Source organism: Qipengyuania gelatinilytica (genome assembly GCF_019711315.1).
Lineage (GTDB): Bacteria > Pseudomonadota > Alphaproteobacteria > Sphingomonadales > Sphingomonadaceae > Qipengyuania > Qipengyuania gelatinilytica.
Map to the genome: position 1 here is coordinate 988212 of NZ_CP081294.1, position 14766 is coordinate 1002977.

Here is a 14766-nt window from a genome sequence, read left to right on the forward strand (position 1 = left end):
ACCCTCTCATGACAACCCCGCCTGCCCCGCCGATAGCCGGCGATTATGCTCCCTGGTTCCATGCCAAAGCCCTCTCGGGATCGGATCGCTATGCCTTCCACTCGGTCGGCGGGCGGCACGTGCTGATGCTGTTCTTCGGCACTGCCAGCCAGCCGGGAGCAAAGGCTGCGCTGGAGGTTGTGGCGAAGCATCGCGAGGTCTTCGATGACGAGCATGCGGTGTTCTTCGGCGTGACCGTCGACCCCAGCGATGTCGCGCAGAACAGGATTGCGCAGGACCTTCCCGGCATCCGGTATTTTCTCGATTACGACCGCGCGGTCAGCCGCCTGTTCGGTGCGGCGAAGGACGCCCATCGCTACGAGCCTTTCTGGGTGCTGCTCGATCGCGAATTGCGGGTGATCCAGCGCTACAGGATCGATGCGGGCGAGGCGGCGATTGCCGAACTCAGGAAAAGGACCGCCAAGGTCCCTGACGGGGTCGCCCCGGTGCTCACCGTGCCCGACGTTTTCGATGCCGAAACCTGCCGGATGCTGATCGATCTGTACAACAAGGACGGCGGCACAGCCTCGGGCTTCATGCGCGACGTGGACGGCAAGACGACCCACGTTCTCGACGACAATTTCAAACGCAGACGCGACACTTCGATCGAGGACGCGAAGCTCATCCAGATGCTGTCCCAGCGCATCGCCCGCCGCGTTGCCCCCGCTATCGAGCGCGCGACCCATTTCAAGGCGACCCGCATCGAGCGGCATATCGTTGCCTGCTACGAAGCGGGAAAGGGTCATTTCCGCCCGCACCGCGACAACACCACCTTCGGAACCGCACATCGCCGCTTTGCCGTCACGATCAATCTCAATGCCGAAGAATATGAGGGCGGCGACCTGCGCTTCCCCGAATTCGGCGGGCGCACCTATCGCGCGCCGACCGGCGGCGCGGTGGTTTTCTCCTGCTCCCTGCTCCACGAGGCGATGCCGGTCACCAAGGGCAAGCGCTATGCCTTCCTGCCCTTTCTCTACGACGAGGAAGCAAGGGCCGTGCGCGAGGCGAATCTTGACAAGCTGGCAGCCGCAGGCGGCCAGGACGTCAAGCAGGAAGGCGCCGCCTGACTGCCATTCGTTGCGTTCTGCCGAGCATCGCCTACTCTCCCCTTCACTGGTGTCGCGAATCACAAGCGGGAAACCCCGCCATTCACTCATGGGTCGCATCAGGAGAGTACCATGAGGAAACTGATCATTGCCGCAAGCGCACTGGCCCTGGCAGGCTGTTCACAGGCCGACGACACCGACACGGTGGAAACGGAAGATGAAGTAGCCGTAGTCGAAGAGGCCGGTCCGACCGCCGCAGACGGCATGCCGTCGCCGGGCATGTACAAGGTCACCGACGGCGAAGGTGTCGTCTATATGGAAGAGGTCAAACCCGACGGGACCTATGTGACCACCAAGGACGGCGAGCTCTACCAGACCGGACGCTGGGAACAGCCGTCGCCGGACAAGTACTGCTCTGCTGTCGATGAAGCCTATATCGATGAGGACGACGACGGCACGATGAAGTGCAACACCGAACAAATCGGTGAGGACGGCGTCTGGACTTCGGTCAACGAAAAGGGCGAGACCGCAACGGTCGAACGCGTCGATAGCTGATTTCAAACGGCAAGTGGAAGGCATCGTCGGCATCTCGCCGCGGTGCCTTTCCCGTATCTAGAGGAAGGGTTCCTCGCCCGGCTTGTGGATGCCGCACTCGACCTTGTCCCAACCGGCCCAGCGGCCCGCGCGCGGGTCTTCGCCCGGCTTCACCGCTCGCGTACATGGGGAGCAGCCGATCGACGCAAAACCGCGGTCGACAAGCGGGTGGCGCGGCAGGTCGTATTCTCCGAAATAGGCGGCGATGCGGTCCGCATCCCAGTCTATCAGCGGATTGATCTTCAGCCGCCCCTGCGCGTCCGACGTATCGAGTTCGAAGCGCGGAAGCGTCGCCCGCGTAGTGGACTGGAATGCCTTGCGGCCCGTGAAGCTCGCATCATAGCGCGCGAGCGCCTTTTCCAGAGGCCGCACCTTGCGCAGTTCGCAGCAACCGTCGGGATCGTATGACCAGCGAAGGCCGGTCTCGTCGCGCTTCTCCAGATCGCCCAGATCGGGATAGAGGTTGACGAGGTTGAGGCCGAAGCGCTCCTTCAAAAGATCGCGATAGGCGAGCGTTTCGGGGAAATGCTTGCCGGTTTCGAGGAAGAGCACCGGCACTGAGGGATCGATCTGCGAGACGAGGTGCAGGAGAACCGCACTTTCCGCCCCGAAACTGGAGACCATGGCGAGATCGCCCGCCAAATCGCCCTCGAGGACGGCGCGCAGCCATTCCTCGGTATCGCTTCCACGGAACATGCGGTTGAGCCGGATGGCATCATGCTCCGTAAAGCGCGGGCCCGTATCGAGCCGGTCGATGGCGCGCGCTTCGTTCACGCGTGCCTCTTGCTCCAGATCGGCGTGCGTTTGTCCGCGGCCGGCTGATAGACTTCGGGCCAGCGCGAGAGCGCGGTTTCGAGATCGGCCTCGTTCAAGGGGGCATCGGGATCGAAGGCATCGAAGCCGCAGCGACGCATATAGGCCACCTGGTCGACAATGACGTCGCCCACGGCGCGCAGTTCGCCTTCATATCCCGCTTCGCGCAGGATTTGCGCCGAGGAGTAGCCCCGACCGTCGCCGAAAGCGGGGAAGTTCACCTCTACCAGCGCCAGGCGTTCGAGATGCGGGAGCAGTTCGCGCGCATCGTCACCCGGCTCGACGCGCACGGCACTGGCCGACGACTGGTCGAGGAAAGAGTCCACGGTGACAGCCGCATGATCGACCGGCTCGTCTTCACGATAGCGGATGAGGGTGTCGTTTTCGGACGAGAGATTATCCATAAAGCGCCTCCTTGAACGGGGCCATGCCGATGCGGCGGTAGGTATCGAGGAAGCGCTCGCCATCTTCGCGTTCGCGCAGGTAGACGTCGGCGGCGGTTTCCACCGCATCGACGATGCCGGCCTCGTCGAAGCCGGGACCGGTGATCTTGGCGAGGCTGACATCTTCTGCCTCGCTGCCACCGAGCAGCAGCTGGTAGTTCTCGACGCCCTTCTTATCGACGCCGAGGATGCCGATGTGGCCGGCGTGATGATGTCCGCATGCGTTGATGCAGCCCGAAATCTTGAGCTTCAGCTTGCCCAGCGCCTCGGTCTTGCCGTTTGCAGCGAACCGTTCGGAAATCTTCTGGGCAACCGGGATCGAACGCGCATTGGCAAGGCTGCAATAGTCGAGACCCGGGCAGGCGATGATGTCCTCGATCGTGTCGAGGTTCGGGCTACCCAGCCCTGCCTCTTCCAGCGCGGTCCACAAGGCATGGAGGTCGGCCATGCGGACATGCGGCAGGACGATGTTCTGCGTGTGCATGACGCGCAGCTCGTCGAAGCTGTAATCCTTCGCCAGATCGGCCATCAGGCGCATCTGTTCGGAGGTCGCATCGCCGGGAATTCCGCCGACGGGCTTCAGGCTTATCACCGCCGAAACATAACCATCCGCCTTGTGCGCATGGGTGTTGCGGTCGACCCAGAGCGCGAAATCGGGATCAAAGCGGTCGATCTCCGCGCTCGCGCCTTCCTCGAACAGCGGATCTTCGAAGAATGTGCGAATGCGTTCGAGTTCGGCAAAGGGCGGTTCGATGCCTTGCGCCAGCATGTGGTCGAATTCGGCATCGACCTGGCGCGTGTATTCCTCTGCGCCCATTTCATGGACGAGGATCTTGATGCGCGCCTTGTACTTGTTGTCGCGGCGACCATGGCGATTGTAGACGCGCAGGCAGGCCTCGGCATAGGTCACCAGCCGGTCGAGCGGCACGAAGGGCTTGATGCAGGGCGCGATCATCGGGGTGCGCCCCATGCCGCCACCCACATAGAAGGCAGCGCCCAGCTCGCCCGCATCGTTTGTCACGATCTGGATGCCGATATCGTGCAGGCGCATGGCCGCACGGTCGGTATCGCTGGCAATCACCGCGATCTTGAACTTGCGCGGCAGATAGCTGAATTCCGGGTGAAAGCTCGACCACTGACGCAGCAGTTCCGCATAGGGACGCGGATCGACAAGCTCGTCGGCCGCGGCGCCTGCAAAATGATCCGAAGAGATATTGCGGATGCAGTTTCCGCTGGTCTGGATGGCATGCATTTCGACCTTGGCGAGATCGGCGAGGATATCGCCCGCATCTTCCAGCTTGATCCAGTTGTACTGGATATTCTGCCGGGTGGTGAAATGCCCGTATCCGCGGTCGTACTTGTCCGCGATATCGGCGAGCGCATGCATCTGGCTGCTGTTGAGCGTGCCGTAAGGAACGGCCACGCGCAGCATGTAGGCGTGAAGCTGGAGGTAAAGACCGTTCATCAGCCGCAGCGGCTTGAACTGGTCTTCGGTCAGCTTGCCTTCGAGGCGGCGCTGCGCCTGGTCGCGGAATTCCGCCACGCGCGCATCGACCATTTGCTGGTCGTATTGGTCGTAGAGATACATCAGATAACCCAGGTGCCGATGTCAGGATCGGTCGGTTTGAGGGTAAGATCGGGCCGCACGGTCGGGCCGAGGGCGCGGATGCGGTCCTTGATATGCGAGGGCCGCGGACGGCCTTCGTGCATTTCAGCGTCGATCGCATAGGGCGCATTCACACGGCGCGAGGCCTCTTCGCGGCGCGCGATCTCGTCTTCGGAGCCCGCAACGTCGACGGCATCTTCGACATGGAGCGACCAATCCGATCCGGTCCACCAGGTCACGCTGCCGCTCTTCAAGTCGTTTCCGGTCAGGATTCTCATGCTGCTGCCTCCCGGGCGAGTTCGGCGAGTGCGTTGTCGCGTGCGGTCACTTCACCGATCACGATCAGCGCGGGGCTGACGACATTTTCGCTCTCGACGAGCTGCGGAAGTCCGGCGAGCGAGCTGCGCAGGACGCGCATTTCGGGCCGGGCACCGTTTTCGATAACCGCCACCGGCATTTCTGGGGCGAGACCGTCGGCCATCAGCTTTTCGGCAATCAGCGGTGCGGTTTTCACGCCCATGTAGATGACGAGCGTGCGTCCCTTGCCGGCGAGGCCCGCCCAGTCCTGATCGGACAGGCCCTTGCACTGGCCGGCAACGAAACTGACGATCGAGGAAGCCTCGCGGTGGGTCAGTGCGATCTGTGCAGCCGCAGCCGCGCCATTGGCGGCGCTGATGCCGGGGACGACCTCGACCTTTACGCCAGCCGCATTGGCAGCCTCTGCCTCTTCGCCGCCGCGTCCGAAGATGAAGGGATCGCCGCCCTTCAGCCTGACGACGTCCTGGCCAGAACGCGCATAGGCCACCAGCAGGCTGCAGATGTCTTCCTGCGGCATGGTGTGCTTCGAACGGCTTTTGGCAACCGAAATCAGCTCCGCATGGGGATGCGCGAGGTCGAGGATCGATGGATCGACGAGACCGTCATGGACGATCACGCGCGCATTGCCGATCAGCCGCGCGGCGCGCAGCGTCAGGAGATCGGGATCGCCCGGCCCTGCTCCGACGAGATAGATGGTTCCACTATGTGCCATTCCGCAAAAATGCGGTGACCGGCCGATTTCCGCCAATCAGAATGCGTGTGCGGCTGCGAAGCGGAAATTTTGAAATCCACGCTGTCCGCGCGTGAACCTATTCTTTTGTAACCTTGCCTTCCGCCATCGCCGCGAACCAGCGTTCCAGCTGGTCGGACGAGCGGATGTGGATGTCGCGCTGCGGGAAGGGAATTTCGATCCCGTTTTCCTTGAACAGCCACCACAACTTCTTCAGCACGGCGCTGCGCACGTTGCCCACGCCATCTTCCGGATCCTTGATCCAGCAATGGATCACGAAGTTAACCGAATTGTCGCCATATTCGCTCATCCACACAGTCGGTGGCGGAGCGTTGAGAACGCGATCGCAGCTCTTGGCAGCTTCCAGCATCAGCTTTTCGGCAAGGTTCATGTCGGCTTCGTAACTGACCCCGACATAGACCTGCATGCGCACGTTCTTCGATGAATAGGACCAGTTCTCGACCTGGTTGATCATCAGGTTTTCGTTCGGGATCAGATATTCACGCTGGTCACGGGTCGTGACCGAAACGGCGCGTACGCCGATCTTGCGGATCTGGCCGAAGCTCTCGTTGCCCGCCATGTCGGTCACCGCGATCACGTCGCCCGGCTTGATCGACTTGTCCATCAAGAGGATGATCCCGGCGATCAAGTTACCGAAGGTTTTCTGGAGACCGAAACCGATCGCGAGGCCGAAGGCGCCGGAGAAGACAGCCAGTGCCGTGAGATCGATTCCCAGCAAGTCGATGCCGACGAAAAAGGCGGCGGCCCAGACGATGATCGTGAGGATCTTTTCCGACAGCAGCTGCTGCGTCTCGTCGAGCTTGGTGAAGCGACGAACGACCCGTCGCAACAGCTTGCTTATGAACCACGCGAGGGCAATGACGCCGATGATGACAGTCGAAACCACCAGCACGTCGAACAGCGAAATGCGCATGTCGCCCATGCTGAGCGCCATCGAATCCAGCGATTCCAGCATCGAACCGACCGTTTCGCTCTTGCTGCTGACGGCTTCCTTCAGGCCTTCGGAGGCAGCTACTTGCGTTTCTTCAGGCGCTGCCTCGGCCATGCTCCACGCCTGCTCGACAGGAGCGTTCGCGGCCTCGGGAGCCTCGGTGGGAGCTGCTTCGCCTTGCACGTCTATCCTTCGTCCATCGCGGCCATGGCCTGTTCGAGGTCCGCGATCAGGTCCGCGGGATCTTCAAGGCCGATGGATAGGCGAATGCCGCAGCTATCCTCAACCCCCCAGCCCTGTTTTGGCCACGCCATTCGCGATCGTACCGGTGCAACGTCGAACGGGAGGGCAAGGCTTTCGAACCCGCCCCAACTGTATCCGATCCCGAACAGGTCGAGCGCGTCGATCAAGCGGCACCGCGCTGCATCGTCGCGGTCCTTGAGGACGAAGCTGAAGAGGCCGCACCCACCAGTAAAGTCGCGTTCCCACAGATCGTGGCCGGTGCTGCCGGGAAGCATGGGGCAGAGGACGTGGGCGATTTCGGGCCGCTGCTCCAGCCACATCGCGATTTCGAGCGCGGTAGCGGTCTCGCGCTCCAGGCGAACCCCCATGGTCCTGAGGCCGCGCAGGGCAAGCGATGCGTCGTCGGGCGAAACCACGTGGCCCAGTTGCTGCGAGGTCTGGCGAAGGCGCCTGTACCAGCGCTCTCCTGCGGTAGCGGCTCCCATCATGAGATCCGAATGACCGCCGACATGCTTGGTCAGTGCGGTGATCGCGATGTCGCAGCCATGCTCGAGTGCGGCAAAGCCCAGCGAAGTCGCCCAGGTGTTGTCCACCAGGCTGACCGCGCCCTTCTCGCGCGCAATTCTCGCCAGTGCCGGAATGTCGCAGACTTCCATCGTCAGGCTGCCGGGACATTCGAGCATTACAGCCTTTGTCCGCTCGCAAAATATCTCTGCAAAACCGTCAGGGTCGAGCGGGTCGAAGAAACGATGTTCCACGCCGTATCGCTTGAGGATGCCCATCGCTGCATTGCGGGTCGGGTCATAGGCGTTGTCGGTCACGAGCAAGACGTCGCCTGCGCGCAAGACAGCCATCAGTGCGCCGACGATTGCCGCCACACCGCTGGGATAGAGGACTGTGCCATGCGCGCCCGGCTCGAGTTCGGTGAGCGCTTCGGACAGGCTCCATTGGGTGGGCGCGCCGCGACGGCCGTAGAAAAACGCGCCGTCCTCATTGTTCTTCACACCCTCGCGCAGGGCCGCACAATTCTCGTAAAGATGGGTGCTCGCCCGCCAGACCGGCGGATTGACGACATGTCCGGCGAAATCGCCGGAGCGCCCTCCTGTCACGAGGCGGGTGCCTTTGCCGAGCTTGTCCTTATTGCCTCCGGCCATGATCAGCGCGCCGCCCCGCTTTCCTTGGGGGTGGCAGGATCCGCACCCCATTCCAGCCAGCTCCCGTCGTAAAGGTCGGCATCCAGTTTCCCGATCAGCGCAAGGCCGAACAGCAGCACACTTGCGGTCATGCCGCTGTTGCAACTGGTCACGATCGGACGGGCGAGATCGACGCCCGCGTCCTCGAACTCCGTCCTGATCGCATCGGGCGAGCGATAAGTCCCGTCTTCGCGAAGGAGCCGCTTGAAATGAAGGTTGTGCGCGCCGGGAATATGGCCCTGCGATCCGCTGCCCGCGCGGCCCTCGAACCGCGCCGCATCGCGGGCATCGACGACCTGCCATTCCTTGCTGTCGACATTCGCCGCAACCTCGTCCTTGCTGCGGACCGTGCGGACCGGGTCATGACCTACCCTGTCGCGAGGGGCGTGGCCGACGACACGGTCGGAAAGCCCGCGTCCTTCCATGCGCCATTTCGCGATCCCACCGTCGAGGATCGCCACCTTCGTCTCGCCATAACGCGAGAGGATGAACCAGGCGCGCGCCGCCGAGGCGATATCGCTGTCGTCGTAAAGGACGATACGGCTGCCGGGCGCGATGCCGAGCCGGCCCATCCGCTGCGCAAACTGGTCCGCGCTCGGCACGGCCTTGGGCACATCGGATTCGGTGTCGATAAAACTGGCGAGGTCGAGAAACCGTGCGCCGGGTATGTGCCCGGCCTCGAATTCCCTTCGCGCATTGCGGGGGCTGTCGGGCAAATGCATCGTCGCATCGAGGATAACGAGATCCTCCGCGTCGAGACGCGCGGCAAGCCATTCGGTCGAAACGAGCTTTTCCATCTCCCGACGTGCTAGCTTGCCGGGAAGGTGCTGTCGACAATCAGTCGAGTGCGCGCGCCGCGATGGGTTCGTAGCTGCGCGGACCATCGTCGAGACGGAAGGGGCTGACCCGCCCGCCATCAGGGACGCCCTGGCCGATGACAAAGGTCTTCACCAGCACCTCTTCGTCCGCACCATCGATACGCACGCGCAGGAGCGGGACGAACAGCGCCGCATTGCCCTGCCGGATGATGCGTGCCTGCGACAGCGGGATCATGACCGTGCCCTCGTATCGAACGCTCTGCCCGGGCGCGATACGGTCGAATGTATGGCGTTTCTCGAGGAGCTGCGAGGAGCTTGCGACCTGCTGCTCGACCGGTACGCCGCCATGCGCCGATACGACGTCTGCCCCCAGCGCAACGTTCGACAGCGCATTGCCGGACCGGTTGAGGAGCGTAACGCGATAATGCAGCGTCGCGTTCATCACCGAGCGCGTCAGCTTGATCGCCTCGGCGCGCAGCTGGAGATCCGCCGCGCCGACCGTGCCCGCACCGGACGCAGCCACGACTGGGCGCTCGATCTGCGGAGGTTCCGCGTTCTTCCGGCGGCGCGAAACGAGATAGCCAAGGCCGAGCAGGGCCAGAATGCCCCCACCCACGGCGGGCCACAGCCATTCCGGCTGCTCGGATGCTCCCGTTTCCGCTTGTGCCTGCGGAGCCGCATCAGCCGCCTGTGCAGGCAGGTCGCGTTGCGGGGGCGCCTGCTCCAGCCCGGTATCGGGAAGAACCGCGTCGCTTTCCGGCATGGATGCCGGTGGCTGGACGGGGACGGTAGTTGGACGGCTTGTCGGCGCGGCGGTTGGCGTTGCAGTGCGCGGCGTGGTTGCTGCGGGAACGCTGGCAGACGGTGTCGGCGTAGGTGTCGGCAGCGGCTGGACCGTGGCGGCAGGATTGGCAGTCGCCGTCGGAACGGGGGTCGGGGTCGGCGTCGCAGTCGGGATGACGCGCGGACGGGCCGGCACCGTCGAGCCCTCGCTATCGACCGGTCCCTGCACCTGCGGGCTTGCCGTCGGCGTCGGCGCTGGCGGCAGCTGGAAATCGCGCGTGCTTTGCGCGGAAAGAGCGGTCGGCGCGGCAAGGAGCAGCGCGGCAAGGGGTAGGCGAATACGCTTGGGCATTGGGTAAGGATCAGCTCACTGGAGAAGGCGCGCTGAATAGGCACTGAAGCGCCTCGTTCCAAGCCTCGCCTTGCGCACGGGCCACATTCACGGCAGATGCGCGGCATGAGCGACACAGTGACACCCAAGTTTCTGGGCGAAAACAGCCCGCTGCCCGCGTCTCCGGAAGAGGCCGAACTCGATTACGTGCCCAACCCGCGTGCCGGACAACTCTACATGGTGCGATTCGCAGCGCCCGAGTTCACCTCGCTTTGCCCGGTGACCGGACAGCCCGATTTCGCGCATCTCGTGATCGATTACGCCCCCGGCGACACGATCGTGGAATCCAAGAGCCTCAAGCTCTTTTTGGGCAGCTTCCGCAACCACTGCGGTTTCCACGAGGACGTTACCGTCGGCATCGGCCAGCGCCTGTTCGACGAAATGAAGCCGCAATGGCTGCGCATCGGAGGATACTGGTATCCGCGCGGAGGTATTCCGATCGACGTATTCTGGCAGAGCGGCGCGGTACCCGAAGGACTTTGGGTGCCCGACCAGGGTGTCTCGTCATACAGAGGGAGAGGGTAAGATGACCGATATGGACAACCAGCAGGAGATTCCAGCGGAACCGGCAAATGCCGAAACCGACAGGAAGCCCCTCGTGTGGCGCAAGAGCCTGCCCAAGTGGTCGCTCTGGGTGTCGCTCGCAGTGCTCGCCTGGTTCGCTCTTGCCGTCTTCGGCCCCAAGATCGGGCTGATCGGCTGGCGCACGGGCCTCGGCTTCATGATCATGCAGTCGGGCCTGATCCTGATCGGCATTGCTGCCGTTTTCGCGCTCGTCGCACTGCTCTTCGCCTTCCTCAAGACCCCGCGCGGACCGTGGTGGAAGGCCGCCCTGGCCCTCGCCATCCCGGCAATCCTTTTCCTGGGGCTCCTCACCATGCGCGCCCAGGCAGACGCCGTCCCGCCGATCCACGACGTATCGACCGACCTGCGCAATCCTCCGACCTTCTCCGCCCAAACCATGGCGATCCGCGAGGAACTGGGTGCCAATCCGATCAACGACTACGGCATTCCGCTGGGCCAGCTCGAGATGTGGGCAGGTTCGGAAGATGCCGACCTGAAGGCCAAGAACCACGCCGACATCATCGCCGAGGATTATGAGAACCTGCAGCCGATCATCATCGGCGGCGCAACCGACGACCAGGCATTCGACGCCATCGTGGCCGCCATGGGAGAAATCGGCCTGCAGGACGTCCACCGCGTTGAGGGTTCGAATACGGTCGAAGGTGTCGCAGAGACCTTTGCCTTCGGCTTCAAGGACGATGTTGTTGCAAGGGTGGAGGATGGCCAGATCGACCTTCGCTCGGTCAGCCGTGTCGGCGTATCCGACCTTGGCTACAATGCGTCCCGCCTGGAAGAACTCGCCGAGGCAATCGAAGACCGCCTCAACAAGTAAAGCCCCCCTTATCGAGGCGGGACAAGTAACGTCCCGCTTCGATGCTGGACCATCGAACAGATTCGCGCCGGCGAATACATGCTTGGCAAGGCCGCCGGAATATGGTGGTCTGCAATCTGATCGATGGTGGGGAGGAATAGGGGTTTGACGGAAAGCCGGGTCTTTGAACCGCGTCTCGCCCTCCGGTTCGGGGTAACCGGACACCGCCCCCCTCGTCTCGATACCCGCCACGAAAGCCGTATCCGCGAGGAAATCTCGGGCCTCCTGCGCATTGCGGGCGAGCGCCTGAATGACTTGCAGCGCACCCATTCCGACTGTTTCAGCGCAGACACCCCGACGGTGAAACTGCTTTCCTCGCTCGCCGAGGGTGCCGATGTCATCGCCGCGGAAGCAGCGCTGGAAAGCGGGGCGAGCCTGTCGGCATGCCTGCCCTTCCCTCCCGACGTATATGCCAAGGATTTCAAGCCCGCCGATTGGGAACGCAGCGCCGGACTGATCGAGCGCGCGACGTCCACCATGGTACTGGCCGATTACCCCAGCGGGTCGGAGGCAGCTTACGAAATGGCAGGGCAGATCGTCCTGAGCCAATGCGATATTCTCTTCGCCATATGGGATGGCGAGGCAGCCGGCGGCCGCGGGGGGACGACCAATGTGATCGCGGAGGCGGTCGCCCGTCACCAACCGGTGATCCATATCGACGCAAACGGAAAGAAACCGCCGCAATTGCTCTGGAGCGGCCTGCACGCCGCCATTCCCGACCGCCCGACCATAGACGGTGTGGAACGCGCCATCGCAAGCGAGGCCCTGCCCGCGCTTGTCGAGGCATTGTGTGCGCCGCCCAGGGAAGGCCAGCGCGATGCCCTGCTGCATTTCCTGCATCCCCGTGTGAAACGCCGCAGCCATGCCATCGCCTGGCCGCTGCTGCTGTGGGTGACCGGCGCAAAGAAGCTTTCCAAGCTGAGCCTGTCGTCGCAGCTGGCCGAAGATTCCGCGCAGCAGGCCGGGGGGCTGGTCCGGCCGTTCGCTGAAGTCGGCCATTTCGGCAAGTTCCTCAATACGGACCTGCTCGATCGCTATGCGCGTGCCGATGCGCAGGCGAGCCTCTTCGCGCTGCGCTTCAGGTCGAGCTTCGTTGTCAATTTCGCGCTGTCGGGCCTCGCGGTCCTCCTCGCTCTTTCGGGGCTGCTGTTTCCGGAATTCAAGAAGATCCTGATCACGGCAGAGCTGCTCGTGATCCTCATCATCATCCTGAATACGCGCCGCGCCTCGCGGATCGATTTCCATCGGCGCTGGATCGACCGAAGGCATCTTGCCGAACGGTTGAGGCAATTGATGATCACCTCGATCCTCGGGCGGCTGGGTCTCCGCGAGGTGGAGGACGGTACGCACGAACCGGGCTGGGCTAGCTGGTATGCCCGCGCCAGCGCACGCGAGCTGGGGCTGGTGGGAGCCAAGATGGACCAGGCCTATCTCTCCCGCCTGCGACAGACGATGCTCGACCTGATCGACGACCAGGCTGGATATCACCGCTCCAACCAGCATGCGATGCACCGCGCCAACCACCGGTTGCACATCATCGGCGATTGCTTCTTTGCGGGCACGATCGCAGCCTGCCTCACTTACCTCATCGTATCGTTTACCCTGGGCAAGGATGCGGGCCTGCTGGGGTTCGGCATGGCTGAAATCGTGACGTTGCTGACCGCGCTGTTCCCCGCGCTTGCAGCTGCGCTCTACGGCATCCGGATGCAGGGCGATTTTGCCGCCACCAGCGAACGCTCGGCGCTGATTGCGCGCATGCTCGAGGGTTTGAAGGTCGCGCTCGAGGCGGACCCGCTGCGCTATGACAGGCTGGTCGAACGGTCTCGCCGCCTCAGCGAAATCCTGCTGGTGGATGTGCAGCAGTGGCAGTTGCACTTCGAAACCCGCCCGATGAGCCTGCCGGGCTAGACCTGCGTTACTTGCGCTTGTTCGGTTGACGTCCTGCCTGCCCCTGCAGGTGCCAGAACTTCTCCATGTAGAGATAGGTCATCGATGCGGTCCAGCCGACCATGACGAGCCCGTTGAGCGCCTCGATCCCGCTGATGATGCGCAGGGCACCCGTGGGATAGAGATCGCCGATGCCCAGCGTGGTGTAGCTGGTGATCGAGAAGTAGAAGGCATCCTCCACCGAATGCCCGCGTTCGCCCCCTATCGATCCGAACCCGCCTGCATCCTCCAGCAGTATGAATGCGCCTGCGTAAAGCATCACATGGGTCACGTGCGAGACGAGCGCTGCGACCAGCATCAGGATGATGCGCATGCGCGGCGGCACATGCACATGCGTCAGGCGCCGCGAGGTATACCGCAAGACCTCGTAATGGATCGCGATAGTCGCGGCGACGAGGAACAGCGAGATGAGGGCCGTCTGCATGGTGCGAGCATCGCAAGCGCGCCCGCCTACGGCAAGTGCCTAGCTGCGAATCTTCCAGCCCGAGGCGAGGATACGGTAGACCACGAAAGCAAGAAGCAAGTTGAAGACGGCAAGCCCGACAGCGCTCTGGAAAAGCGCCGCATTGGTGTCACCGATGTCGCTTTCGCCCAAAAATCCGAAGCGGAAGCCGCTGATCACGTAGAAAAACGGGTTGGCCCTGCTGATCGCCTGGAAGGCCGGCGCGAGGTTGTCGATCACGTAGAATGTGCCCGACAGCAGGCTGAGCGGGGCGATCAGGAAATTGGAGACGGCCGCATTATGGTCGAACTTCTCCGCCCAGATCGAGGCGAGCAGGCCCATCAGGGCGAGCATTGTCGCCCCCATTAGGCCGAACCAGGCCACCGCCCACGGATGGGCCATCGAAAGGTTGACGCCGGGATAGAAGAGCATGGCGAGCGCGACCGCGCCGCCCACGGCGATCGCACGGGTGACCGCCGCAGCGACGATCCCTGTCATCAGTTCGCCGGTCGACAGCGGCGGCATCAGCAAGTCGATGATCGTACCCTGGATCTTGCCGGCTAGGAGAGAGAAGCTGGAATTGGCAAAGGCGTTCTGCATCATGCCCATCACGATCAGGCCCGGTGCGACGAAGGTAGCGAAGTTCACGCCCAGCACTTCGCGACCCTCGCGGCCCAGAGCGACGGTGAAGATCACCAAAAAGAGCAAGGTTGTGACCGCCGGCGCCCAGATCGTCTGCGTCTGGACCTTGAGAAACCGGCGAACCTCCTTAATATAGAGGCTCCATAGTCCCACGCGGTTGATCCCGGTAATCACCGGCTCTCCGCGTTTCGGGAAACTGCCCATCCCCTTGCCCGTATTATCGGTAAAAGAGGCATCTTCGACGCCAGGACCGGCGGCAGGAGCGGGTTTGACTTGATCGGCCATAGGCGTGCGCCTAGGGCCAAGCACTTCCTCTGGCAAGATGGCCGGT

Annotated in this window: 16 protein-coding genes; 5 read left to right on the forward strand and 11 right to left on the reverse strand. The window is 63.0% G+C overall.

Annotated features, from left to right (window positions below):
• Positions 1-8: 8 nt before the first annotated feature.
• Both K3136_RS04940 and K3136_RS04945 read left to right on the forward strand, forming a co-directional pair.
• The gene (locus K3136_RS04940; RefSeq protein ID WP_221431780.1) at positions 9-1106 is read left to right on the forward strand and encodes a 2OG-Fe(II) oxygenase; all 1098 of its coding nucleotides are present in this window, start codon (positions 9-11) and stop codon (positions 1104-1106) included.
• 111 nt (positions 1107-1217) lie between these two features.
• Positions 1218-1640, forward strand: coding sequence for a hypothetical protein (locus K3136_RS04945; RefSeq protein WP_221431781.1), 423 nt, complete (start codon positions 1218-1220; stop codon positions 1638-1640).
• 57 nt (positions 1641-1697) lie between these two features.
• On the opposite strand, the gene K3136_RS04950 is transcribed toward K3136_RS04945, so the two are convergent.
• The 9 genes from K3136_RS04950 to K3136_RS14120 form a co-directional block, all read right to left on the reverse strand.
• A complete protein-coding gene (locus tag K3136_RS04950; protein ID WP_221431782.1) occupies positions 1698-2453 on the reverse strand; it encodes a phosphoadenylyl-sulfate reductase in 756 nt (251 codons plus the stop codon).
• Entirely contained in the window at positions 2450-2896 is a 447-nt protein-coding gene (locus tag K3136_RS04955) for a DUF934 domain-containing protein (RefSeq protein WP_221431783.1), read from the reverse strand. Before K3136_RS04955 ends, K3136_RS04950 begins: the two co-directional genes overlap by 4 nt.
• A complete protein-coding gene (locus tag K3136_RS04960; protein ID WP_221431784.1) occupies positions 2889-4523 on the reverse strand; it encodes a nitrite/sulfite reductase in 1635 nt (544 codons plus the stop codon). Before K3136_RS04960 ends, K3136_RS04955 begins: the two co-directional genes overlap by 8 nt.
• Positions 4523-4819: a DUF2849 domain-containing protein gene (locus tag K3136_RS04965; protein ID WP_221431785.1), complete on the reverse strand. Its 297-nt coding sequence runs from the start codon at positions 4817-4819 to the stop codon at positions 4523-4525. Before K3136_RS04965 ends, K3136_RS04960 begins: the two co-directional genes overlap by 1 nt.
• Positions 4816-5571: a uroporphyrinogen-III C-methyltransferase gene (gene cobA / locus K3136_RS04970; RefSeq protein WP_221431786.1), complete on the reverse strand. Its 756-nt coding sequence runs from the start codon at positions 5569-5571 to the stop codon at positions 4816-4818. The genes K3136_RS04965 and cobA overlap by 4 nt, the downstream gene beginning before the upstream one ends.
• 97 nt (positions 5572-5668) lie before the next feature.
• On the reverse strand, positions 5669-6724 hold the full coding sequence (locus K3136_RS04975) for a mechanosensitive ion channel family protein (RefSeq protein ID WP_221431787.1): 1056 nt from the start codon (positions 6722-6724) through the stop codon (positions 5669-5671).
• A 2-nt stretch (positions 6725-6726) separates the two neighbouring features.
• Entirely contained in the window at positions 6727-7938 is a 1212-nt protein-coding gene (metC, locus tag K3136_RS04980; protein ID WP_221431788.1) for a cystathionine beta-lyase, read from the reverse strand.
• Positions 7939-7940: 2 nt separating this feature from the next.
• On the reverse strand, positions 7941-8774 hold the full coding sequence (locus tag K3136_RS04985) for a sulfurtransferase (RefSeq protein ID WP_221431789.1): 834 nt from the start codon (positions 8772-8774) through the stop codon (positions 7941-7943).
• Positions 8775-8814: 40 nt separating this feature from the next.
• Entirely contained in the window at positions 8815-9930 is a 1116-nt protein-coding gene (locus tag K3136_RS14120; RefSeq protein WP_221431790.1) for a hypothetical protein, read from the reverse strand.
• Between the two features lie 96 nt (positions 9931-10026).
• Here K3136_RS14120 and queF point away from each other — a divergent pair, with 96 nt between their 5' ends.
• The 3 genes from queF to K3136_RS05005 all read left to right on the forward strand — a co-directional run bounded on the left by queF (position 10027) and on the right by K3136_RS05005 (position 13312).
• On the forward strand, positions 10027-10494 hold the full coding sequence (gene queF, locus K3136_RS04995; protein WP_425594360.1) for a preQ(1) synthase: 468 nt from the start codon (positions 10027-10029) through the stop codon (positions 10492-10494).
• Position 10495: 1 nt separating this feature from the next.
• Positions 10496-11365, forward strand: a complete 870-nt coding sequence (locus tag K3136_RS05000; RefSeq protein WP_221431792.1) for a DUF1499 domain-containing protein — start codon at positions 10496-10498, stop codon at positions 11363-11365.
• Positions 11366-11509: 144 nt separating this feature from the next.
• Positions 11510-13312: a hypothetical protein gene (locus K3136_RS05005; protein WP_221431793.1), complete on the forward strand. Its 1803-nt coding sequence runs from the start codon at positions 11510-11512 to the stop codon at positions 13310-13312.
• Positions 13313-13319: 7 nt separating this feature from the next.
• Here K3136_RS05005 and K3136_RS05010 read toward each other — a convergent pair whose 3' ends face one another.
• Together K3136_RS05010 and K3136_RS05015 are read right to left on the reverse strand one after the other, a co-directional pair.
• Positions 13320-13775, reverse strand: coding sequence for a potassium channel family protein (locus K3136_RS05010; protein ID WP_221431794.1), 456 nt, complete (start codon positions 13773-13775; stop codon positions 13320-13322).
• A 39-nt stretch (positions 13776-13814) separates the two neighbouring features.
• A complete protein-coding gene (locus K3136_RS05015; RefSeq protein WP_425594361.1) occupies positions 13815-14720 on the reverse strand; it encodes an ABC transporter permease in 906 nt (301 codons plus the stop codon).
• Positions 14721-14766 lie beyond the last annotated feature (46 nt).